Genomic DNA, 20563 nt, shown 5'->3' on the forward strand with positions numbered 1-20563 from the left:
CTCCCTTGATTATTTTTTTAGTGTCTTATTTTGGTTATTCACTTGTTGTAATAATTCCATTGCCATAGAAAGTTCATTCTGCAACTGATGTTTGTATGCCAACATATCCGCATAGTTGTTTTGTGCTAACATTATCGCCATCTTGCGATAAAGTTGTGATTGACTATAACTCTCTTGAATCTTTTTAATTTCATCTGTTCCAAAGTCATTATTTGCTTGGTTTGATAATGTGTTATATAAATTTTCTTGATCTAATTTAATTGAGGTTGTTAAGGTATTTACAGTCGATTTGTATGCCTGCTCTTGTAGCCTATCGCTCTGCGTTTCAACATCATCATTTTTATTCACGGCAGGTAATGTGGTGACACTAATTGTGTTTATATCATTTATTTTGTGACTATCTGCATCTTTCGCCACTTTTTCATGATTTTGGCTAATTTGAATAAATTGGCTACTGCTATTTCCAAGCGTTGAAAGACTATCACAGACGAAATCATTCAATGCAGTTGATAAAGAATATACCTCACATATATCCATTGGCTCACTGGATAGTTTTAAATGTTGATTTGCGCTATCAATCCTTGCTTGATTATTCCGAATAACCTCATTAGCAAAACCATTGTTAAACGCATCTGCGATATTACTTGAGCTTTGAATTTGGACTGTATATTTATCAATATATTTTGTTTTTAACTCATTAAATGATTCTGCTTTTTTTGCGATAGAGGTTGTACGCTCAATTGCTTTAGCCACATCTACTGTAGGCACTGAAAATGCTGATTTAATACATAGCACTAATAACAAAATACCTAGCTTTTTCATCAGCCAATCATATCCTTAATACTCTGTGAAATATCATCACCTGTGAGATACTTTAAATATTTACAGGCATCGCCATTGCTAAAATTTGGTAAAGCATCTTTCAAACTGAAATCGGGTAGTCCTGACAACTGAAAATTTAACCCACATAAGCCATTACCATTTTTCAGAAAAAAAGGATTATCCTCGGCTTTATTGTCCAAATTTAGTGTCTGACATACATCTGTTTTAATATTGGGCGTATTGAAATGGCATGATGCCCCAAACCCTGCATTTATCATTAATAGTGCTGTTATAATAAGTAGTTTTCCTACTCTCATTTTTCCCCTCCCTTTGTCTTTTCTAGTCAGAGCTTGTATTTGATTTTTGGAAATTAACTGGGCAACTTGAACGTACTATTTTTGCATGCTTAAACTTACGCCTAAAAAGCCTTCTGAACTCTGCATAGCGCATCCCTTTGATACTCAGCACAATAGCGAAAATTGCAGCGAAAATAACAATTGTTCTGACGATTGCAGAGGGAACCATCACAAAAACTGGAATCAATATAAAAGTTAATGGATGGATCCCCAGCACTTTTGCTTGTTCATTTAAGCGGTTTCCTTTGAATGAACGCATATCTTCTTCATGCGACATAATAGGCTCCTGTCAGAAAATTAATTGAACCCAGAGTAATCATTGCTAGTAGCATTAGTGACTGCATCGGTTGCACCTAAAGAGTTTGCAAACACACCAAAAATAAGTGATCCCCCTGCGGCTAGAATACCAATGAGCATAATGATAACTGCTTTACCATTGGTCATCTTCCCTCGATAGTCTGCTTTTAGGTTGATATTTACCAATGCCACAAAACCGTAGATAAAGGCAGCTACCCCTATCAGTGCCAATCCTGACCAAAAAAACTTTTTAATGGTACCAAAATACCCTTGCCACTTTTCGGTCATTGAATTCAAATCTTCCCCATCAGCCAGTGATAATGCCGGTGATGTTAATAACAGCAATATGGCGACAGATACCTTTCGTGGCAAATAAGCCATCACATGCGAGAATGAGGCTTGAATACGCTTAATGGTTTGAATACTATTTTTCATTTTTACTTGCTCCTGTTGATTATTGGTTGTGGTAAATATTGTAATCATTTGATGACGATTGATTTGTGCTTGAATGGTTACTCACTCGGTCAATAAGACCCCTGATAGCCCTTGCTAAATCGATCAATAAAACAATAAAAACATTTGCGCTACAAAGCGTCCTGAATACTTCAAACGAGATTGTTTGATGTAAATTATCGGTAGCGTAAAACACAAGAAACGCCACACCCATTTCTACAAATAGTAATATTCCAGCGTATACAAAAACTGTGAATATATATAAAAATGTAATTCCTAAGACTTTAAGGTAACTTTCCATATCAAATGTCTTGATAAACCTCTTGAAATCTAAATCGCCGATAAAACTTTTCATACCTTCCCTTTTATTTATTTTTTAAAATCTTTTTCCCACCAATGACAATTGAATCGTCATTTAAAAAACTTACCTTGCCGTATGGTGTCGTTTGTCCTGCATTAACCGTGATATAGTTTGCTTCGATTTTCTCTCCTTTGTTCGCTTGAATTGTTTTATCTATAACTTTAAGAATTGCGCCATTGGGTGAATTGCCGACATATTCGATCTTATAATCGTTTCCTTGATTTTTTTGTGAGGTCTCATTACTCACGCCCCTCTGTTGAAATACCGTGTTATCAGTGATCCTACTTGTTTGGCTTTTAATTTGATTTAGGCTCATTTGCAAATTGCTTATTGAGGCGTTTAATTGAGAAATATCCGGTAGCTTCTGATTACTTATTTCACTGGTAATGTTTGTTTGTACCTGTGTCATGTTCTTATTGAGCTGGTTGATATTATCACTGACCTGCACCAGTGCCTTTTTAACATCATTCATTGATTGAATAAAATTTTCAGATAATGTTTTATTACTGTCTAAAACTTCTTGTTTAAGTGCCATTGATCGCTCTTTACTGTTGGTATTGAGAAATTTAACCCCTTGTTGAAAATAGGCGGTAGTGAGACCACTTGGGGCAAATAGATTCACTAGAGAAAACGTCATTGCTCCAAAAGAAAATATCAGTGCGAGCATTATCAGCCAGATACTTAAATCACGTTTAGGTGCTGATTCAACACTCTCTTTTTGGTGCATTTTTTTGTGTATATTATTAATTGTTTTCTCAGTCATATTCTCTGCCTGAGATAGTTCAACATCATCGTGGCCTATGGTGTCATTATCTACCCTGTCGTCTAACTCTAATGTTTTGGTTACCTCATCATTTTTCTGATCTACAATCTCATTGTTATTTTTATCTGGTGCGCTTTTTTTATCATCGTTTGGCTTTTTGCCACTCTGGTTAAATTTGTCTTTTAGATCCACTTGAACTACCTCTCTTAGTTACCATAAACTTCTTTATTTTTTAATGTTAAAAGCGCCGCTTGTATTGTTTCCATTCGAAGCTCAGAGCGATAACGCATCATATTGAGTGAATTGGAATAGGCTTGCATCTGTGCAATAGAGCGTAATACGGCAGAATCAGACATAAAATCATCTGCACTTTTTTGTGTATTGGTGACCTTTTTGAGCCATTCATCTCCCTCGGGGGTACCAAAGTGATCATCCGCGAATTTCTGCATAAGCTGCATCACAGAAGGACTATCTATTTTTCCATCTTCACCTTTTTGACCGACTCTTAGCGCCCGAATGGTATCGAGTGAATTGGCTGCAATTGCGCGTATTGCTGTTGGTCGTAAATAATTATCGACATAATTTAATCCATCGCCTTGGTTTTTATTTGGTGGAGGGGTTACAACTTTTGCCCCTACAACAATATTGTTAAAGGTTTTTGTTGATTGCGTTGTGAGCGCATCATACGTATCGCCTTGAGAACCAAGTAATATATCTGCTCTTACCACCAGATCACTGGGCTTTTGTGGATCCCCTGACTCCCCTGTCGCTTCTTTTTGGATTTTATAAGCAGCGTCCAGAATGTTTTTGGCATTGTTTTGACTGGCAATTTGAGGTTTGTAGGTTGTGTCTTGATTTAAGAAATTACTTACTCTCGTTTGACTCGCATCAGCCACACTTGAAATAAAATCACACATGGCATCGTTTAGCGCATTTGAAACTGAATAGGTTGAGCAAGCGTCACTTGAGGGCTGCATTTGCATTTTTAGCTCATTATTAAACACATCATTTAATGCTTGGTTCTGTCTAACAATTGAATTAGCAAAACCGTTATTTAATGCATCCACTTCTGCTGAAGTTCCAGCAATATCTGCATTAAGTTGCTTTGTCCACTCTTTAACAGACTGCCGAAACTGATCTACCGCTTGTTCTGTTTGCTGAAGTAACCCTAACGCTGCGGTTAAATCCGCCACAGGATACCCTGTTGCATTGGCATTAATACAGGCACTAAAAAATAGTGATGCCATTAAGCCTAGTTTGGTAAGTTTTTTGCTTTTTTGTCTTAACCTCATACGCCCCTCTTCATGTGATCAGTTTTAGATCGTAATTTCATAGTTAAACGTGTTAGCAACTAGTTGAATCACTACACCGAAGTTCCAAAACACAAAGGATAATAAGTAAAAAATCACGATCATTGAGGCACTTGTATTCGAGGTTCCTTGCACAGACTCATACCATTTTGCTGTGATCCAAACAAACAATGCCAATCCAAGTAATTTCATACCCATCATAAAATAGCTCCAGAGCCTTGCCGCCGTATCAACATCTTCACCGACAAGGTGCATTTGAGATAAGATGTTGGCAAGATTACTCTGATTTAACCAAGGATCAGCAGCTGCAACGGTAAATGCATTACCTTGAAATAACGTGACACTGCCGACATCCATGAAGTTGACCAGCGAAACCAAAACCATCGATATAAAAAACATCCATGCTATTTGTCCTTTTGAATAGACTTTTGCACTAGATCCACTTTCGGTTCCAATTAACCTGATACAGGTAACAACAAACAAAATAACACCCAGCATCGCGGAAAATGCTAGCGTGAAATTTCTGAGTGTTAAAAAGTTATCCATCGATCACACCTTGTTTGATTAACTCTGCTCTATGCTGCTCGTAACTTCTGCCATAACGTTCAACGCAGTATTGAACGGCTTGGGTAAAATTATTATCGATATGTTGAATGAGATACGCCTGCACCTCTGGGGTAAATATCAGGTATTCACGAAGCGCAACTCGACCACCTTTATTGCTTGATTCATCTCTGACTTTGCGTTTGACTAGCTTTTGGAAAACGGCAACCCCTATTGACTCAAGAACGCGTTTAATTTCACCTGACTCACGTAATGCTGATGGGATGAGATCAATCATTCTTGTGACAATCTGTGCCACTGAATTGGCATGGATCGTAGTAATAGCGGCATGACCTGTATTAGAGGCTTGTAAAATGGCTTCTAAGGTTTCATAGTCTCGAGTTTCGCCAATGTTGATTACATCGGGTGACTTACGCATAAACCCTCTTACTGCATCATAAAAGCTCTCATAGCATTTGCCTATTTCAAACTGCCGCATCACTGAACGCTCAGCATCAATTTCATCATAAGAGTACTCAACTGGAGCCTCCGCCGTGTAAATAACGAGTCCATCATTTTTTAGGCGTGATTCTTCAATAAGGTAGCGAATAAGGGCAGCAATTGAGGTGGTTTTGCCTGAACCTGTTTCTCCGGCAATAACAAATACCTTTCCCATTCCATGATTATTACCACCATCACAAATACTTGTCATACTCTCAACAAGCACACCTTCCATTCCAATCTCAGATAACTTTGGGGGGATTGGCTCTAATGGGCGCAACTGAATAAAAACCCCTTGAATATCTTTTGCCATTGAGACACGATAGCGATAGAGCTTATCCTGTGCTTTAAACTGGTATGAACAATCTAAATCTTTACCTACCAAGCGCGAGGAAACACCAGAGGCGCCATAGATTAACTCTGCCAACTGATTAACATAACCGCGTGTTAAATCAAAGTGGGTAAAATATTCTAACACCCCATGCAAACGACACTTTATCTGACGTTTTACCTCGATATAGATATCAGATACGCCTAGATCAGAAGCCCTCTTTAAGAGAGAATTAAAAAACTTTGCTTGTACAATTTGATGTTGTTCAATATCCAACACATAGGGAGTGTTATTGTGTATTTGACTTATATCGATTGCTTCACTTAGCATTATTTACCTCCGCTAATGTCTTTTGTGGGGTAAATTTCCATTGATTTGGATTGGTCACTAATGTGGACTGTGCTGTTAATCGGTAAATCTGCTGGTTGACTGACATCGAATCATTATCTCCAACCACAGATTGCTTCATATAGGCAACATCTGGAGCATTAACTTTGCCTTGTTTGTAAAGTTTTAAGTATAAAATCATGCCATTGTAATCACGGCTTAACTGATTAATTCGATACTCCATTTCTTGGTTTGCTTGTTGGATCCCTAGCTTCCAGCCAAGCTTAAGGTTACTTTGCCACGCTAAAGATTCATTTGCATCTTTCGGTAAAATACGATCAGACACCACTTCCGGAGCAGGAATTTCTTTTATGAGATAATCCCTCCAACTTGGGACAGTCGTAACAAATCGCGCATTACTGTAAATGCTGTAGTGAACATCAGAAATTGAGATGGTATCAATCCCTCTTTGATTGCTTTGATCAATATAACGATTTGCCTTGAGTATCACTGGGGGCAAAATATTAATAGCAGGACGGTTATAATTGGCATAGCTTAAAATAAAGTTGAAATTGAATATTTGGTCTAAGCTGGCTGATTTATTGTTAATTTGATGCTGTAAATGTTCAAGCTGTTTGGCATAGCCGTATTGTTGCCCCACTCGAAGTGCAATAGATTTAAGCATCATTAAGCGCTGTGTGATATGATTGCGCTCACTTGAGCTTTCCTCTGCCATTGCATAGCTTAAGGTATTAAAGGCGTTATTACTGACGTTGATCTGACCTTGAGTATAATCCACTGTCTGTCTAGTTATATTACTAGAGTCTGCATAAGTATTTGTCGCTACAACCAACCCACTAACACATAGTGCACCGGTCAAAAATTGTCTGATTTTTTGTCTTCTTAGCCGCATAACAACGCCTACCCTATTTGCCTAAATGTCAGTGTGACCAGCTTTGATTTCGGTGAAATCATTACATTTGCTTTGTGGTTGATCTGGGCATTGATATCTCTTAAAGAATCAATCAACATTTGATTTTTGGATTGAATCGACACCATTAATGGCTCTGCTGGAGGGGAACCTACAACATGAAAACTATACCCTGCTAAATCGGCAATGCCTTTCACCCCATCTTCTGCTGTTCCGACAAAGTTAAACGTCTCTTTTTTAGAAAGTGCTACCGGTACTGTCTGTAGATTGAACATAAAGCTTCGCCACTCTTGCTCGGAACTCTCACTAGCTAAAGCTGCGGTTTGTATCTCAGATAGCTCTCTGATATTGGATGCAGTCTCTATCGCAACAGTATCAAGTGCATACAAGGGGGCGCTAGAAGCACTAGGCGCTTTGAGCGGCGCTTTTGTTGCACAACCTGACAATGTTATTGCCGTGATTAATAGTAAAACGGCGCCTACTGGGTTTCCCTTCTTAAATTTCAATTTCTTAAACATTTACTTTCTCCTCTAAAACAATCTGTAGACATTCGTTTAATAGCTCTTGTGTGATGGCTTGAATGCTTTTATTTGGATGCTGAAGTTTTCTTGATTTGAGTGCTGATTCAATATTCCCTTTTGGGAATTTTTCGACTAGCACTTCTCTTGCGATTAATACGGGGTTTTCCACCCCTGCTTGTGATAACTTTTCCTCTAAAGTGCTTCTAAAGTTATGGTCTCTTGCGTTTGTTGTTAGCGCCCATAACTTGGTGGCACTTGCAGTATGATATAACGGCACAAGCATTCTCTCACCACTACCATCAACATCCTGAATAAACAGTAAAAATGGTTGCCCATATTTGGTATGACGACCCACTAAATGTCTTTTAGCTAATTCAAAATCTGCATCTTTAAAACCAAATTGCTCACGGTAGTACTTATGCTCAACATCAGAGATGGAAAAAATAAAGAAATTCGGGATGTTACTAATCAAAGTAGGATCCCAATCGGTCATCTGCTGGGATGCCCCTGAAAACTCAGCACCATACTTACCCATTTCACGAATAATACGATCAACATTCGTTTGCAAACTTTTTGCCTTAGCTGCACGGTGAAATTCATCAATATCGAAAATTACAGGAATTCCCTTTTCATCTTCAATTATATTGAAATGGTAATCATTGTATTTCTCATCCACCTGCGTATCAGATAAAAAATCGTCCTTGTTCTGAGCAATAGCAAATTTACTTGTCAAAAACATAAAATATAACAGGTACATAATCGCAGATTGACGATCTTGGGCATTTTCAGGCTGATCTTCTTTGGAACCTTTAGGACAGACACTTTCTAAATCAAGTGCAATGACTCTTGCTGACTCTATGTTGTAACGTGTAACACCGGTTAGGTTCGGATATTTACTTTGTAAATTAATAATACGCCGCTTGAAAATATCAAATAACCGATTACTGTTTTCTTTCAGCTCCTTGGCATCTTCCAACAAAGATTGCTTCTCACTCATCACATGCACTAAATCACTGATTGATGGCATAGCTTGTAGTTGGCAGCGATAGGCAAGACGCGTCTCTCCCTTATCATGAAAATAATCAAAGGCACGCCACCATGTCCATGTATTCAAGGTGTTTCTTTGAATGCCATGCTGCAAAAAATAAGCGTCTATCTCATGATCCGCACCGGTCGTAAACTCCTTAGCAAAATCACTGCTATCATCATAATAGCGATATGCTTCTTCAACACACTCAGCAATTAAGCTTTCGAAATCCTCAGAGACACCAACGGCATCTTTTTCAGCGAAACACAGCCCTAAAAACCCCGAAATAATGCTTATTTGTGTTGTTTTTGCTCGTCTTGCGCCATATTCCGTATCAAATACATTGACACAATACTCACTGGTGAGTTTAGGTTTGTCATATATCACTAAATGCTGCTGATCTTTAGGCAGCGATTGTTGAATTGTCTGCACAAAAAGCTTGGCATCATAGCCAATCGTACACATCGCTAAGATAGGTATTTTATGATACGGCTGCTTAAATAGCGTGTTGAGTAATAACGTGTTCTTTGTAAAGGATTTTCCCTTTCTAGTTGCCCCCGAATACAATGACCTTGAGTAGTCACCTTGCCCTCTGCCTAAATACACCGGATACATCGTTAAATCTAAAGCCGACAGAAAATAATTTGTGCCCACATCCCAAGGTGAACTCACCCGATCAAATGGCATCTGTAAAATGGCTTCCTCGACCAGACAAGGCGTAGCCCGTGCAATGGTTGGCTTTGCCATTACCGGCACAGTTTCAATTATCGCTTGCACCGGATCATACTTTTCAGATTTAACCAACTGTTCAGCTCCCCATTGAGATATACGAGAGCGAAGTGTATTGGCTCTACGAATACACCCCTTATTTCCTTCATCCGTTTCTGCCCATGTTAAAAACGTTAAGCGGTACATCGCCATCGGTTTACCACTGTCTTTGCGATAAAACTTCAACATATCAGCCGCCTTTTTAACGTCCTTAGCGCTTTGCCCAAACGGTAAAAATCCAAACATCCCAACCAGCGTGCCCATTGAAATTGCCTGATCTATCTTCCTTTCATTCGCCTCAAGATACCAACTCATCAAAAATGGAATATCTTTGACGGTCTTGATAAACGCTGAAAACATCGCTAATTGCTTTTGTGGAATTTCAACATACATCGCCTTATAACTTTGACCATTTAAACTCACCACGCCATCTTCATAAATCAACGCATCATCGCCGATAATTTGCGTCACCAATGGCGGCAACAACTTATCCGACAAATCCTCATTTTTACCAGCATAAGGCGAGCTATCAGCAATTCGCATAAAACGCATATAATCCGCTTCAATTTCTTGCTCTGTTTGCGGAGTGGTGATTGGCTGCCAATTTAGCGGTGTAAAGGCATCAAAAATCCGCTTCATGAAACGAACGGCATATTTGCTAGGTAACACCTCATATTTTGATTTTGTGACTCTCAGGGCGTTTAAAATGCTATCAACTGTATCTTGATGTTGATGGAATACCCCAACATTCATGTGAAGTGGGTTTTGACCATACTGCTTCATCTTCTTCTTGCTGTTATAACGATCCTTAAATCCAAGCGCTTGAAAATACTCATCCACCACAGGCGCCTTCTCAGATTCATAACGATCATACTCAACTGCGTTAATACTTCCTTTACCCGTCTCAACGGTCAGTAAAAATCGATTCGTTGTCGTCAAGCTTGATAATTTTTTTAATTCCTCTCGGTGAATGTCCTTAATGTTTAACCCAACCGTGTCACAATACTCATCAAACAGCTTGCTCATCTCAAAAGCAAAATCATTATCCTCGGGGTTGTTGTAGTACGTTGCAATTAAACGCTTATCCTTCGATTTAAAAAATCCACTTAAACTATCTGCAAGATAACGCGCATTATTCGATATATCAGATACTGTTAATGGTGATCCATGCCCCTGTATCTCAATGACAGTAGATAACTCACCATCGTCACATAAAATGGCTTCATGCTCATCATCCGCCCCATAAATGGTACACTGCATCTTTGTACTGTCTAACAGCGTGATGTCTCTGCCAAAAAAAGCCTTTAAGTAACTGATCATACAAAATCAAAATTCTTTCCTCTTAAAACTCATCATCCGGATTTTTACTTTCACATTCGAATGAAAAAATATTTTTTTAACTTTTTTTTGTTTTTTTCTTTTTGCGTCTTCTAATCCGCTATTTTCAACGCATTCACAAGATCACAAAATTTCATTTTATGTTCGAATGTGAATCTAGAAATCGCTATAGATAGAAAATATAAGCGAAATTATTAAGATCAATTTGGAGCTAATATGCTGAAACGGAAAAATAAAAAGTTACAAGGTATCGCTGCCACCCTAACAGTGATATTTGCCCTATTGACCATTACAACCCTGTTTTTTCGCTCTGAGGATTCTAAAAAAGCTAATTACATTGGCATCAAGCCAAACGGTCAAATGGTATCACTTGCACTGAAAGGTAATCAAAATGCATCGCTTTAGACAATTAATTATCCTTTTACTCTTATCGGTTGCGCTCATCAATGCCGCTTTTAGTTGGGGGTGTGATGGTGATGTACCGTGGGATCCATGTGGCGTTTTAACCTCTGATAGCGTACCGGACAATGAGGCTGACGCTAAAATCTATTTTGATAATGTGCCTGAAACAGCAAAAAAAATACATAGCAGCCCCTTAACAATCAACAGTATTGATCAAATGGGATTACTTGGTGATTACACAGAAAAAAGCAAAAATGGCGCGGCATTAGAGCTTTTAATGTGGGAGTCTGGCTTTCACCTCCCTACACGACAAATCACCTACACAGAGCCATATAAATCTAGTGATTTCTACAGTGGAAAGTACGGAAATAATTTTGAGATGTTTGTTTTGCCGTTTGATTATGCCAAAGGATGGGGGCGATGCCAGTTTCTAAAATTTACGCCTACTGAAGCACAAACTAGCAAAGCAAATAAAATCCTATCTGCCTTCGATAATTTCATTAAAGTGATCACCACTCCCTACGAAAACAAATCAGCGGATAAAGAAACTCCCCAAGAACTCATTGATCGACAAACTCAATTCAATACTCGGTTAAAAGATGCTGTAACTAATTTTCATTATGACGAGTACATGAGTTATGCCCGTGCAGAATTAGATAGATATCTTCAAGCGCAACTCGCTACTTACTATGTCGGTAAAGGCTACGCCAATTGGGGGTGCAAAAAAGAAGTGGTTGGGAAAACGTTGGTTTACTGAAGGCATTAAGAGAGGGATGTATGTATCTACAAAAAAATAACAAAAAGAACAACAACGACAACAAAATTAGATCACATATGGTCAATTATATTTTTCTGATTCCTCGTGCGCGTATTAGTTGTTGTTACTTCTTGTTATATTCTTGTTATATCTTGTTACCGAGAAAAAAAGTCAATAATAATAAGGGTTTGATTGCGATTAGCGCATACACTTATGTTCATGTTTGCATACACTTATGTTCATTAATGCATACGTCTATGTTCATCAATGCATACACTTATGTTCTCTTATGCATACAGTTATGTTCAAAAATGCATACACTTATGTTCTTGCGTATAAATAAAGGCTTTCAATTATGCAAAAATAGCTGGATTATCCATAAATGCATACAGTTATGTTCTATTTTTTATCACTACTGTATGAAAATAATATATATTTTATGCGTTTATAGTGATTCAGCTTGTAAAACCCTGATTAATTGCATAATGTATCTAGTGATATTATGCAAAATTAGCTTTAATGAGAAGGTTAAAAGCTATGGTTCAAATTAAAAAAGTAGCTGTTTTGCCATTGGAACTTATCAAAGGCAAGATGGGTTCAAAAGTTAAAAATACCGATGCAGTCGATTACGACCCTTGGAATATTAACGAGTTTAGATTCATGCTAGGTGTTATTGCTAAGATAAACCCTAATGATGGCAATTTAGTTAGAAAGGCACATCAAGTCTCATCAATTTGCAGTGATATTAGAGAATTATACAAAAATAAAAATAACTTAAGTATAAGTGATAAATCAGAAGCTATAAGATCGAAGAAAAATGAAATTATAAATATACCTAAAGAGCCTATAGTTATTGGTAAAGAAGATTATTTGGATATGATCAAGGCTACCAAGTCAAATCAAAAAAAATCGACATTGCGTGAGTTAGCGATAGCCATGAATTCAAAAGTTATTGACATCGATGCACAGATAAAAGGGTATGAAGATGAAGGATTTACCCTAACTCAAATATTTCATGACACATCATATGATCCAAGTACAGAAGAATTAACAGTTTATATCTCTAATTTTATGTATCCATATATTGTTGATTTGAAAAGGTATGCTTCATTAGAAATTGAAAAAATAAAAACAATCAACAATGTTAAGACAGCTAGATTATATGCACTATGTCGTATTTATTTTTATAATCTAGATATTAATGGAAAAACAGATTTTAATGTATATTTAAGTGAGTTAAGAGAAATATTATGTGAACCAAACACATATGAGGAATATAGGTCATTTAATCAATTTGTACTTAGCCGGACAATTAAAGCGATAAATAAGAACTCAAATTTGGAATTTACAGTTGAAACGAAGGGTGTTCGAGATGGTTCAAGGAAAGTTAATGTAATTAACTTTACACTGACATTACGAGTCAATACTACTAAACAAAAGGCTAAAAAATTGGAATTCCCCAGTGAAAAAGATTTAGAACAGTTTTACCAAGATGATGAGTTAAAACAAAAGTTAATTAAAACCTTTAATTTTAAGGAAAATGAAATTGACAAACTCATTGAAAAATATGGAGTTGAGCCACTGTGGGAAAAATACGATTATTATCATTATGTAAAGCTCAAAAAAGGTAATGATATAAAAAATCCTGTCGCGTGGTATATCAATGCAATTATTAACAACTACAGCACTGCTGAAATGACAGAAAACACTGACAGTAAAAGCAATATACTTAATCAAAAAACTAATGAGCTTAAAGAGAAATTGCACAAATTGAAACTTGAGCATGATAGCTTAAAAAAAGATATTAAGTCTCCAGTATGTGAATATAATTCAGCTCTTAAAGAGCAGTATGAAAATGAGCTTAAAAATATACAAACTATGATTAAAAAAGTTAAAAAACAAATGGATGAGACTCAAGTTTAATGTATTTATAAAATATGATGCTTTTAATCGCCCAAAAGCTCTTTAACTGTCTTAATTTTTTCATTATCCGCCTTTTCAGCCAATTCAACTAAAAACGCCATTTGATCATCATTGAGGGTTGATAGTTTTTTGTCTAAAACAACCCGTTTTTTATGAGCAATTTGGTCTTTTTTTTCTTTAATTTTAACGTTGATTATCTTGCGCTTATTTTCAAGGTCTTGTAGTTCTTCTTCAAGTTTAGATAGAGTTTTAGTTGCCATTATTTTTCCTTTTACACATTGGTTAATTTATATATATTTGAAGTATCGTTGATCATTTCAATTTGGTATTGGGCAAGATAGAATATATTTATAATCTGCATCAAGCTGAGTGTCTGAAAAAATCAAATCATGCACTGCAAAATCACATGTAGTTTGATGAATAGTTGTTGTAATAGATTTAGCACCTTCTATTAATGCTGGCACATCTATATATGGATTTGTTGGATTGATTTTATACATAAATTCTATGGCACCTAAAAAGACAAAAATACATATTACCAACATTCCAAGTGTTTCTGCCGTATTAAATTGATTATTTTCTCTCATTTAATGTTTTTTCCTTTCCCTTGCGCTTAAGCTACTTGCTTATTTATTTAATTTTCATTTTAACATTAAGTGATTTACGTTTTTTCTCTAAATCCTCTAATTCTATTTCGAGCTTAATTAAGGTTTTTGTTGCCATTTTAATGTTGCCTTTTTCGTCAATAATGAAATCTACATTGTGCTATTAAAATATTATCACCATCTACTTTATAAACCAAACGATTTACTGAATCAATACGCCTTGACCACCATCCTTGCCATTGATGTTTTAAAGGCTCAGGTTTACCAATTCCAGTAAATGGTTCTCGCATAATTTCTTTTATAAGTTTATTAATGTTTTTAGCGGTTTTTTTGTTGGTATCTTGCCAATATAAATACTGAGACCAAGCTTTTTCATGCCAACATAAAATCACTCGATAATGTCCTTTTTAACAATGTTTTTCATATTATCTAAATCATTGATTGCCATTGATAACTCCGCTGCATTATTTGCTGAACTCATTAAATAGGCAGTTTCAGCGTAAGCATTAAAATCAGATAATGACATTAAAACTGCGTCTTCTCCACGTTCACGAGTAATTAGTAATGGCGCATGATCTTCACTTACTTTATTCAACATGCGTGTGAATTTTTGTCGACATTCAGAATAGGTTATTTTTTGCATTACTTTTAACCTCTTTTTTAAATTATTAATTTCAATTTGATTGTACAATGTATTGACTTTAATGTCAAATTGTGATTTCATTTAATATGAAGTAAAGTAAGTGCTAAACTGGCAACAAAACTTACCATTAGGGAGTGAGAATAATGGAACAGTTCGACTTAAATAAGCTGTACTATGACAAAAATGGCGTCAAACTCTATGGTCATGATATGTTGCGTCTGGCGATTAATAAGTTATTTTTTAGGCAAAGGACTTTGGCGTTGAAAGTATTTACTTGGGTTTTCATTATATCTTCCTTTGTATTTTACCAATATGCTTTTCTTGAAACATATCAATATACGGATAACCTTCCATTTGTAGTAACAGTGCTGGTTGATATTATTTCATTTATATGTGCTCCTTTAGCAGCAATATATGCTGTATTTTTTTTATTAATTCATGGAATAAGTTATTTAATTTTTACTGGTACCGATGAATTTAGAAAAAGATCAAATGGACTATCTACTTACAAAAAATCTTTTCGTAAAATGACGCCATATGAAAGAGATAGTTTAATTAATATAGCGAAAGAAACTATTATGAATACGCCTAGTATTCGCAAAGATTTTCAGCGCCAGTTTAATAAGCTCTCTGCTCTTAATAACTCACTCAACCAGTCGGCTCATAACGTTTCACAAACAACCACATATATGGCGTACACCGGACAACAACAAGTGTATACTGGTTTTGATACCATTAACTGCTCTAACAATAATAATAAGCGCTAATTCCTTCATATCACATTTGATATATTGGTAAAGATTCTCATATTAGTTACCTAAAAATATATTTCCCATTTAACAGTCCTTTAGGTGCTAAATTAATAGCATTTAACGCTTCATATTTTTTTGATTGACCTAGTTTGATCAATCTGTAGCTACTATTCATATTAATGCTTTTGAATACCTCATTTAAAATCTTATTCATGATTGTTAAATGATGCTCATGAGCTTGATATGAAAATATTTCAATCTCTTGCATTAAATGAATAGACTTTTTCCACAAATCAAGCGCATTGTCTAGTGAGTCTCCTACAACTTCAAGCTCACCGCCATATTTGATCACCTCTGCTAGATTATCCATAATTACAAATATCAATCGCCATAATTCTTGATACGCAACATCGATACTTTGATCAATTTTTTTTGTGATCACCTCGCTGCTACTACATTCTAGACGTTTTGTGTAATTTGATCTCCAAAATAAGTCATCTTGACCCGCAGTAATTACATCATACAATGTCTCAATGTTTTCAAGCTGCATATTATTTTCATATCTAATATCATCACTTGTCACCAAAGACCTCTTAACTGTCTCTTTTTCATAAAAATGAAATTCTCCAGATTCCCAAATCAACCTTACTGTTGCGGGAAAATTATAAGCTGTTTCTTTATCTTTGAAGTATCCAAATATGATTTTAAAAGCATTTCCCTCATCATCATTCCAAATGCTTTGTGATTGATAAAATGTATTATCATCTAATTTATTCATGTCAAACTACCCCTTAAAATATTGATTAATTCCTGACATTCATATCTAGCTAAAATAAACTACTATTGGCTATGAATACCTATAGTGATTTCTTTAAAAGTTATAAGAATCTCCCGATTTTACATTTGCGTTTTTGATCACCGCATTAGTTAAGTCACTTTGTGACTGCCCATTTACTTTTACATTAGCATTACTGCCGTAAGAAGTAGGTGTGTTTGCTTTAGCTTCTTCTTTTTTATCTGACCATGCTTTTGCAGCATTATGTGCCCCACGACTAAATGTACCAGTAAACCCAACACCACCACCTGAGCCACCCATACCCATTCCTCCGCCACCGGACATTGAGGTAAAATCAGCAGGAGAGCCAAAGGCAGATACATCCCCAAATCCAGATCCCATCCATTGCAAAATCTTATCCGGAATAATAAAGGCGACATTGTAAGTGATCATTGTAAACTTTAAGAGTCCAGCAGTGTAAATCCCTATTAAAAATAATGAGGTTAAAAAAGTAGAAGTCGTCAACAAACTACTCCCCCAAAAAAACAGAATATTCCATATCATGAGCGCTATAGGTGATAATACAAAAGCTGCAACCAATCCCACAATAAATAAAAATGGTCGCAAGAATAAAGCTGATATCATCATAATAGTGCGGATTAATCGCCCTGATATAAAGGTTTGATCTTCAACCACCCATAAAGCCGTACTCAATGGAATCGCAATATACGCTTCTATCAGCATAATAAAATACGATAATAACAATACACCCCAGATAATTAATGGCATAAACGGCAGCATTATTAATAAGCTACAAGCTAACGCCCACAGCATATAAGCTCCATTTAGTAGATAATTTGATATCAGATGTAGCAAGCCAGCAGTGCCTTGAGTGACCATTGCACTTCCAATAAATCCAGCAATTGTTTTACCAGCACCGTCTAATACTGATGCAACCATTTCAATAGTAAACCCTAAACCAAAAAAGGTTGAACTATATGCAAATAATGAAGACCCAAGTCTAGAGGCAGTGTCAAAGATGGATTGTTGGCTGGTATACTGAACAATATTATTAAGTTGCTTATCTCCTATTCCCTGCTGGTATAACTGTGAATTTGTAGCCTCTGATAGTTTATTCTTAAGTATTTTTCCTAACCAATTATCAACCGTATCAAATGAGCACCCAGAAGCACTGCATATTGAACTAAACTCTGCTGACGCATCTTGCTGCAAACCACCACTTGCAGATGATTGAACTGCCAATTGTGCATTAATATTATCACTCATCACCTTTAAGTTACGCGCCATCGTATCGTAATAACTTTGAGGCACACAGTACTTATCCCCAAAGAAATAATTTAACAGCGCAAAGCTTGATTTATCTGAGCATACAGGAATGGTTTTAGCAGACATTGAATTATTAAAGGCGCTCGAGTTTTGAATAAAAGAGGACTGCGTATCTGCAAGTAACTTCCACCATAGTACAGCCAATCCCCATCCGGACTCATCAATAAATGCCTTCATTTTGCTGTCACTTACCACATTCACATTGATATCATTTGGAATAGATTTGACTTCATTGATATAATTTTGAACTGCATTCAAATATCGATCTCTTATCTCTGCAATAGCATCTTGTGCTGTAGTGTCATCATTACTTTCCATATTAATATTATTTTCACTGACAACCTGCATAAGCTGCGCTGCCGGTGCAAGGTTGTTCACTAAATTAATAATTGCTCTTTTTAAGTCATCACTTTGTCTTTGTGATATTTGATCAAATACAGTTGTGCCTGACTTTTCCTCTGGGAATATCAGTGTGCCACACACATCAGAAGTTGCTTGAGAGAATCCCTGCCCAATAAAGTTTGTATTAACTTTAGGGGAGAACATCACCTTACTTAATCGTGAATAATCAGAGACATTTAAACTCATCTGTGTGGTTTTATATAATATTTCGTTGGTATCGCTTAGCCCATAAGCAATATCCAAGTTTGACTTAACTGGTACAATTTTACCGTCTTTGTAGACATCGGCTAATTGCTGATTATTTTCTTCTGAGTGTGCTTGCACACCAAAAGAGCAAACTTCTGCACTAAATATCTGTGATGCGATCTTACTGGCATTGACATCAGTATTGGCAAGCTCAGGCGGTTTGAGCATTTCACTGATTGTACTTTTATAAACCATATTACCAAACGCATCACCCCATAAAGGCACTTTAATACCGCCTACATTCTGCATCAATGAACCACTGGGTGAAGCTGGAAATAATATCATAATGACAACACCCAGCATTAAAAACATGGTGAGTTGGCTTTTCCCTTGCATACTTGGATCTTCTGCAACGCGATAAAAGTTAAGCGCCTTAATCACAACAATAATGACAGCAAGGATCATCCCAGCCCAACACGCCCACCACCCTAGATGTGTGATGATATTGTACATTTCGGCGGCGTTATCACTTCCGCCACCATAATAAGTGATGAAATTACCAAAAATCAGCTTAATCACATCATAAACAAATCCATGATTTTCAAATAACTGTGACCAATCAGGTGTCTCAGCATAGGCGCCACTAAAACTGAAAACCATCAATATGAAAGTGGTAGTAGTAACCCATATCAAACGTCTTATTTTTCCAAATAATTTCATTTCCCCTCCCCCTTTACTTTACCAATGCATAGCAAATTAACTGGTGCAATTTTTCCCCACTGATCAATTGCAACTTGTGTTTGTATTGCCCTAAATGCAAATAAGATTTTCCGCCTGTTTTTCCGGTATGAATAAAGAGACCTCCAGCACAATTCATTTGAGACATCACGCGCTTAAAATCATTGATGTGTTCGGGGTTGATATGACTCTGATAGCGTTTTGCTTGAATAAGCCACCATTTACCACCATTATAGACATTTGTATTTTCTCCAAGTGCTACCATCCCATCAACCCCACCATCTCCGGTGTATCTATTATTTCGTTTTATCTTGAATCCTCGCACGGCAAAACAGTACAGTAGCAACTCTTCAAAGACTAAAGGATCAACTTTGCGAATGTAATTATAAAATTGAGGCATAGAGGCTCTAAATTCTTCTTTGTTTAATAGGCACATAATTTTTCGCGCTTGTCGTATATTTGTGCTGTGAGTGCTTTTTCTTACCACAAAATTCAACCATGCATTTTCAACAGCCTTTGCAATAAATCGTTTGAGAGAATGGGTAGATGGAGATGATGGTTTTTTTGTTAGTATTTCATCAATCGCAATCATCACATAAACCTCCAAGTCATAAGCTTCCATACAAACTCAAACACTTTTGTACGCTTTTTGTATTTGGCTTCATATCTTGCGCGTAAAGCGATCAAGGCAATAAAATACATAATGCCAATAAAGATATACCCCATGCTTTGACCATAAAGATTGAAATACCAAAGATAGGGATATGGGATGAAAAGAAACAATGCCGTAAGCCAAGTGTACATGCGCGTGAGCTTTTGTGATTGCTCATCCGTAAATCGATCTAAAAAAGCTTGATCTTTTTTGTAATCGGGTAAGCTAAATAATGGCTTAACCGATTTCATATCTTTGGCAACATGAGAAGAGATACTTGTGGGTTTATAGGCGACTCTTGCGACCTTTTTACTGATAGATTTAATATCTTTAAATAGATAGAGTGTCGATAAATTTAAAGCCGTTGCTAGTTTGCTTTTTTTCTTTTTGCTTTGCTGTAAATCATCTGTCTTTTGGTTACTACATTGATGTTTTTTAATTAACCTTGTAGCAATCGTATAATAACAATCCCCTGTATTGCTATTGAAATAACCGTGTAAAATAACTCTCGGCTTATCTTCCAAAATAACTGGATAAAAACTACTGATATAATGCGGAATATTCAGTGTCTTTTTATCTTCATTTTTTCTCTGATATGTGACCTGAATACTTTGCCCTTTTTCAGGCGCGTCAATATATCGTATCGTTTCAATGGTAATATTGGCAACACAGTCAAAAGACACAGGATTTTCGTAAATATTCCACTTAATTTCAGTGAGATGATCAGACATA

General features: G+C 36.3%; 24 protein-coding genes. 4 read left to right on the top strand and 20 right to left on the bottom strand.

Going from position 1 to position 20563, the window contains the following annotated elements; translation table 11 throughout:
• Positions 1 to 9: 9 nt before the first annotated feature.
• From A37Q_RS0104560 to A37Q_RS0104615, 12 genes are read right to left on the bottom strand one after another with little or no spacing between them, the layout of a single operon-like run.
• A complete protein-coding gene (locus A37Q_RS0104560; protein WP_018299096.1) occupies positions 10 to 822 on the bottom strand; it encodes a hypothetical protein in 813 nt (270 codons plus the stop codon).
• Positions 822 to 1139 (bottom strand): hypothetical protein, encoded by a 318-nt coding sequence (locus A37Q_RS0104565; protein WP_018299097.1) that lies wholly within the window; start codon positions 1137 to 1139, stop codon positions 822 to 824. Before A37Q_RS0104565 ends, A37Q_RS0104560 begins: the two co-directional genes overlap by 1 nt.
• Positions 1140 to 1161: 22 nt before the next feature.
• Positions 1162 to 1455, bottom strand: a complete 294-nt coding sequence (locus tag A37Q_RS0104570; RefSeq protein ID WP_018299098.1) for a hypothetical protein — start codon at positions 1453 to 1455, stop codon at positions 1162 to 1164.
• Positions 1456 to 1475: 20 nt separating this feature from the next.
• Positions 1476 to 1910, bottom strand: a complete 435-nt coding sequence (locus A37Q_RS0104575) for a hypothetical protein (protein ID WP_018299099.1) — start codon at positions 1908 to 1910, stop codon at positions 1476 to 1478.
• 19 nt (positions 1911 to 1929) lie between these two features.
• Positions 1930 to 2283, bottom strand: a complete 354-nt coding sequence (locus A37Q_RS0104580; protein WP_018299100.1) for a hypothetical protein — start codon at positions 2281 to 2283, stop codon at positions 1930 to 1932.
• 10 nt (positions 2284 to 2293) lie between these two features.
• Complete coding sequence (locus A37Q_RS0104585; protein ID WP_018299101.1) at positions 2294 to 3244, bottom strand: hypothetical protein; 951 nt, start codon at positions 3242 to 3244, stop codon at positions 2294 to 2296.
• A 14-nt stretch (positions 3245 to 3258) separates the two neighbouring features.
• Complete coding sequence (locus tag A37Q_RS0104590; protein WP_018299102.1) at positions 3259 to 4344, bottom strand: hypothetical protein; 1086 nt, start codon at positions 4342 to 4344, stop codon at positions 3259 to 3261.
• A gap of 24 nt (positions 4345 to 4368) precedes the next feature.
• Entirely contained in the window at positions 4369 to 4908 is a 540-nt protein-coding gene (locus A37Q_RS0104595; RefSeq protein ID WP_018299103.1) for a hypothetical protein, read from the bottom strand.
• Positions 4901 to 6067 carry a type IV pilus twitching motility protein PilT gene (locus tag A37Q_RS0104600; protein ID WP_018299104.1) on the bottom strand — a complete coding sequence of 389 codons (1167 nt, stop codon included), beginning with the start codon at positions 6065 to 6067 and terminating at the stop codon, positions 4901 to 4903. The genes A37Q_RS0104595 and A37Q_RS0104600 overlap by 8 nt, the downstream gene beginning before the upstream one ends.
• Complete coding sequence (locus tag A37Q_RS0104605) at positions 6057 to 6977, bottom strand: type IV secretory system conjugative DNA transfer family protein (RefSeq protein WP_018299105.1); 921 nt, start codon at positions 6975 to 6977, stop codon at positions 6057 to 6059. Before A37Q_RS0104605 ends, A37Q_RS0104600 begins: the two co-directional genes overlap by 11 nt.
• An 8-nt stretch (positions 6978 to 6985) precedes the next feature.
• Positions 6986 to 7513, bottom strand: a complete 528-nt coding sequence (locus A37Q_RS15795; protein ID WP_018299106.1) for a DotD/TraH family lipoprotein — start codon at positions 7511 to 7513, stop codon at positions 6986 to 6988.
• Positions 7506 to 10631: a hypothetical protein gene (locus A37Q_RS0104615; protein WP_018299107.1), complete on the bottom strand. Its 3126-nt coding sequence runs from the start codon at positions 10629 to 10631 to the stop codon at positions 7506 to 7508. The genes A37Q_RS15795 and A37Q_RS0104615 overlap by 8 nt, the downstream gene beginning before the upstream one ends.
• Positions 10632 to 10865: 234 nt before the next feature.
• On the opposite strand from A37Q_RS0104615, the gene A37Q_RS0104620 reads away from it, so the two are divergent.
• The 3 genes from A37Q_RS0104620 (at position 10866) to A37Q_RS0104630 (ending at position 13731) form a co-directional block, all read left to right on the top strand.
• Complete coding sequence (locus A37Q_RS0104620) at positions 10866 to 11054, top strand: hypothetical protein (RefSeq protein ID WP_018299108.1); 189 nt, start codon at positions 10866 to 10868, stop codon at positions 11052 to 11054.
• A complete protein-coding gene (locus tag A37Q_RS0104625) occupies positions 11041 to 11808 on the top strand; it encodes a hypothetical protein (RefSeq protein ID WP_018299109.1) in 768 nt (255 codons plus the stop codon). Before A37Q_RS0104620 ends, A37Q_RS0104625 begins: the two co-directional genes overlap by 14 nt.
• Positions 11809 to 12345: 537 nt before the next feature.
• The gene (locus tag A37Q_RS0104630) at positions 12346 to 13731 is read left to right on the top strand and encodes a replication initiation protein (protein WP_018299110.1); all 1386 of its coding nucleotides are present in this window, start codon (positions 12346 to 12348) and stop codon (positions 13729 to 13731) included.
• 23 nt (positions 13732 to 13754) lie between these two features.
• On the opposite strand, the gene A37Q_RS0104635 is transcribed toward A37Q_RS0104630, so the two are convergent.
• From A37Q_RS0104635 to A37Q_RS0104655, 4 genes are all read right to left on the bottom strand, one after another.
• Entirely contained in the window at positions 13755 to 13991 is a 237-nt protein-coding gene (locus A37Q_RS0104635; protein ID WP_018299111.1) for a hypothetical protein, read from the bottom strand.
• Positions 13992 to 14048: 57 nt separating this feature from the next.
• Positions 14049 to 14318, bottom strand: a complete 270-nt coding sequence (locus A37Q_RS0104640; RefSeq protein ID WP_018299112.1) for a hypothetical protein — start codon at positions 14316 to 14318, stop codon at positions 14049 to 14051.
• Between the two features lie 155 nt (positions 14319 to 14473).
• A complete protein-coding gene (locus A37Q_RS0104650) occupies positions 14474 to 14728 on the bottom strand; it encodes a Txe/YoeB family addiction module toxin (protein WP_018299114.1) in 255 nt (84 codons plus the stop codon).
• Positions 14725 to 14979, bottom strand: coding sequence for a type II toxin-antitoxin system prevent-host-death family antitoxin (locus A37Q_RS0104655; protein ID WP_018299115.1), 255 nt, complete (start codon positions 14977 to 14979; stop codon positions 14725 to 14727). Before A37Q_RS0104655 ends, A37Q_RS0104650 begins: the two co-directional genes overlap by 4 nt.
• A 143-nt stretch (positions 14980 to 15122) precedes the next feature.
• Here A37Q_RS0104655 and A37Q_RS0104660 point away from each other — a divergent pair, with 143 nt between their 5' ends.
• Positions 15123 to 15746: a hypothetical protein gene (locus tag A37Q_RS0104660; protein WP_018299116.1), complete on the top strand. Its 624-nt coding sequence runs from the start codon at positions 15123 to 15125 to the stop codon at positions 15744 to 15746.
• Positions 15747 to 15792: 46 nt separating this feature from the next.
• On the opposite strand, the gene A37Q_RS0104665 is transcribed toward A37Q_RS0104660, so the two are convergent.
• The 4 genes from A37Q_RS0104665 to A37Q_RS0104680 all read right to left on the bottom strand — a co-directional run bounded on the left by A37Q_RS0104665 (position 15793) and on the right by A37Q_RS0104680 (position 20562).
• Complete coding sequence (locus tag A37Q_RS0104665; RefSeq protein ID WP_018299117.1) at positions 15793 to 16509, bottom strand: hypothetical protein; 717 nt, start codon at positions 16507 to 16509, stop codon at positions 15793 to 15795.
• A gap of 93 nt (positions 16510 to 16602) precedes the next feature.
• Entirely contained in the window at positions 16603 to 19161 is a 2559-nt protein-coding gene (locus tag A37Q_RS0104670) for a DotA/TraY family protein (RefSeq protein WP_018299118.1), read from the bottom strand.
• Positions 19162 to 19174: 13 nt separating this feature from the next.
• Positions 19175 to 19801: a restriction endonuclease gene (locus A37Q_RS15800; RefSeq protein ID WP_018299119.1), complete on the bottom strand. Its 627-nt coding sequence runs from the start codon at positions 19799 to 19801 to the stop codon at positions 19175 to 19177.
• Positions 19771 to 20562 (bottom strand): hypothetical protein, encoded by a 792-nt coding sequence (locus tag A37Q_RS0104680; protein WP_018299120.1) that lies wholly within the window; start codon positions 20560 to 20562, stop codon positions 19771 to 19773. Before A37Q_RS0104680 ends, A37Q_RS15800 begins: the two co-directional genes overlap by 31 nt.
• Between the last annotated feature and the right edge of the window lies 1 nt (position 20563).

The organism is Fangia hongkongensis FSC776 = DSM 21703, from assembly GCF_000379445.1.
GTDB lineage: Bacteria > Pseudomonadota > Gammaproteobacteria > Francisellales > Francisellaceae > Fangia > Fangia hongkongensis.

What these genes read in the sequence shown, in the direction of transcription:
- A37Q_RS0104560 (WP_018299096.1), bottom strand. Translation starts at nt 822, where the DNA reads ATGAAAAAGCTAGGTATTTTGTTATTAGTGCTATGTATTAAATCAGCA.
- A37Q_RS0104565 (WP_018299097.1), bottom strand. Translation starts at nt 1,139, where the DNA reads ATGAGAGTAGGAAAACTACTTATTATAACAGCACTATTAATGATAAAT.
- A37Q_RS0104570 (WP_018299098.1), bottom strand. Translation starts at nt 1,455, where the DNA reads ATGTCGCATGAAGAAGATATGCGTTCATTCAAAGGAAACCGCTTAAAT.
- A37Q_RS0104575 (WP_018299099.1), bottom strand. Translation starts at nt 1,910, where the DNA reads ATGAAAAATAGTATTCAAACCATTAAGCGTATTCAAGCCTCATTCTCG.
- A37Q_RS0104580 (WP_018299100.1), bottom strand. Translation starts at nt 2,283, where the DNA reads ATGAAAAGTTTTATCGGCGATTTAGATTTCAAGAGGTTTATCAAGACA.
- A37Q_RS0104590 (WP_018299102.1), bottom strand. Translation starts at nt 4,344, where the DNA reads ATGAGGTTAAGACAAAAAAGCAAAAAACTTACCAAACTAGGCTTAATG.
- A37Q_RS0104595 (WP_018299103.1), bottom strand. Translation starts at nt 4,908, where the DNA reads ATGGATAACTTTTTAACACTCAGAAATTTCACGCTAGCATTTTCCGCG.
- A37Q_RS0104600 (WP_018299104.1), bottom strand. Translation starts at nt 6,067, where the DNA reads ATGCTAAGTGAAGCAATCGATATAAGTCAAATACACAATAACACTCCC.
- A37Q_RS0104605 (WP_018299105.1), bottom strand. Translation starts at nt 6,977, where the DNA reads ATGCGGCTAAGAAGACAAAAAATCAGACAATTTTTGACCGGTGCACTA.
- A37Q_RS15795 (WP_018299106.1), bottom strand. Translation starts at nt 7,513, where the DNA reads ATGTTTAAGAAATTGAAATTTAAGAAGGGAAACCCAGTAGGCGCCGTT.
- A37Q_RS0104615 (WP_018299107.1), bottom strand. Translation starts at nt 10,631, where the DNA reads ATGATCAGTTACTTAAAGGCTTTTTTTGGCAGAGACATCACGCTGTTA.
- A37Q_RS0104620 (WP_018299108.1), top strand. Translation starts at nt 10,866, where the DNA reads ATGCTGAAACGGAAAAATAAAAAGTTACAAGGTATCGCTGCCACCCTA.
- A37Q_RS0104625 (WP_018299109.1), top strand. Translation starts at nt 11,041, where the DNA reads ATGCATCGCTTTAGACAATTAATTATCCTTTTACTCTTATCGGTTGCG.
- A37Q_RS0104630 (WP_018299110.1), top strand. Translation starts at nt 12,346, where the DNA reads ATGGTTCAAATTAAAAAAGTAGCTGTTTTGCCATTGGAACTTATCAAA.
- A37Q_RS0104635 (WP_018299111.1), bottom strand. Translation starts at nt 13,991, where the DNA reads ATGGCAACTAAAACTCTATCTAAACTTGAAGAAGAACTACAAGACCTT.
- A37Q_RS0104640 (WP_018299112.1), bottom strand. Translation starts at nt 14,318, where the DNA reads ATGAGAGAAAATAATCAATTTAATACGGCAGAAACACTTGGAATGTTG.
- A37Q_RS0104655 (WP_018299115.1), bottom strand. Translation starts at nt 14,979, where the DNA reads ATGCAAAAAATAACCTATTCTGAATGTCGACAAAAATTCACACGCATG.
- A37Q_RS0104660 (WP_018299116.1), top strand. Translation starts at nt 15,123, where the DNA reads ATGGAACAGTTCGACTTAAATAAGCTGTACTATGACAAAAATGGCGTC.
- A37Q_RS0104665 (WP_018299117.1), bottom strand. Translation starts at nt 16,509, where the DNA reads ATGAATAAATTAGATGATAATACATTTTATCAATCACAAAGCATTTGG.
- A37Q_RS0104670 (WP_018299118.1), bottom strand. Translation starts at nt 19,161, where the DNA reads ATGAAATTATTTGGAAAAATAAGACGTTTGATATGGGTTACTACTACC.
- A37Q_RS15800 (WP_018299119.1), bottom strand. Translation starts at nt 19,801, where the DNA reads ATGGAAGCTTATGACTTGGAGGTTTATGTGATGATTGCGATTGATGAA.
- A37Q_RS0104680 (WP_018299120.1), bottom strand. Translation starts at nt 20,562, where the DNA reads ATGTCTGATCATCTCACTGAAATTAAGTGGAATATTTACGAAAATCCT.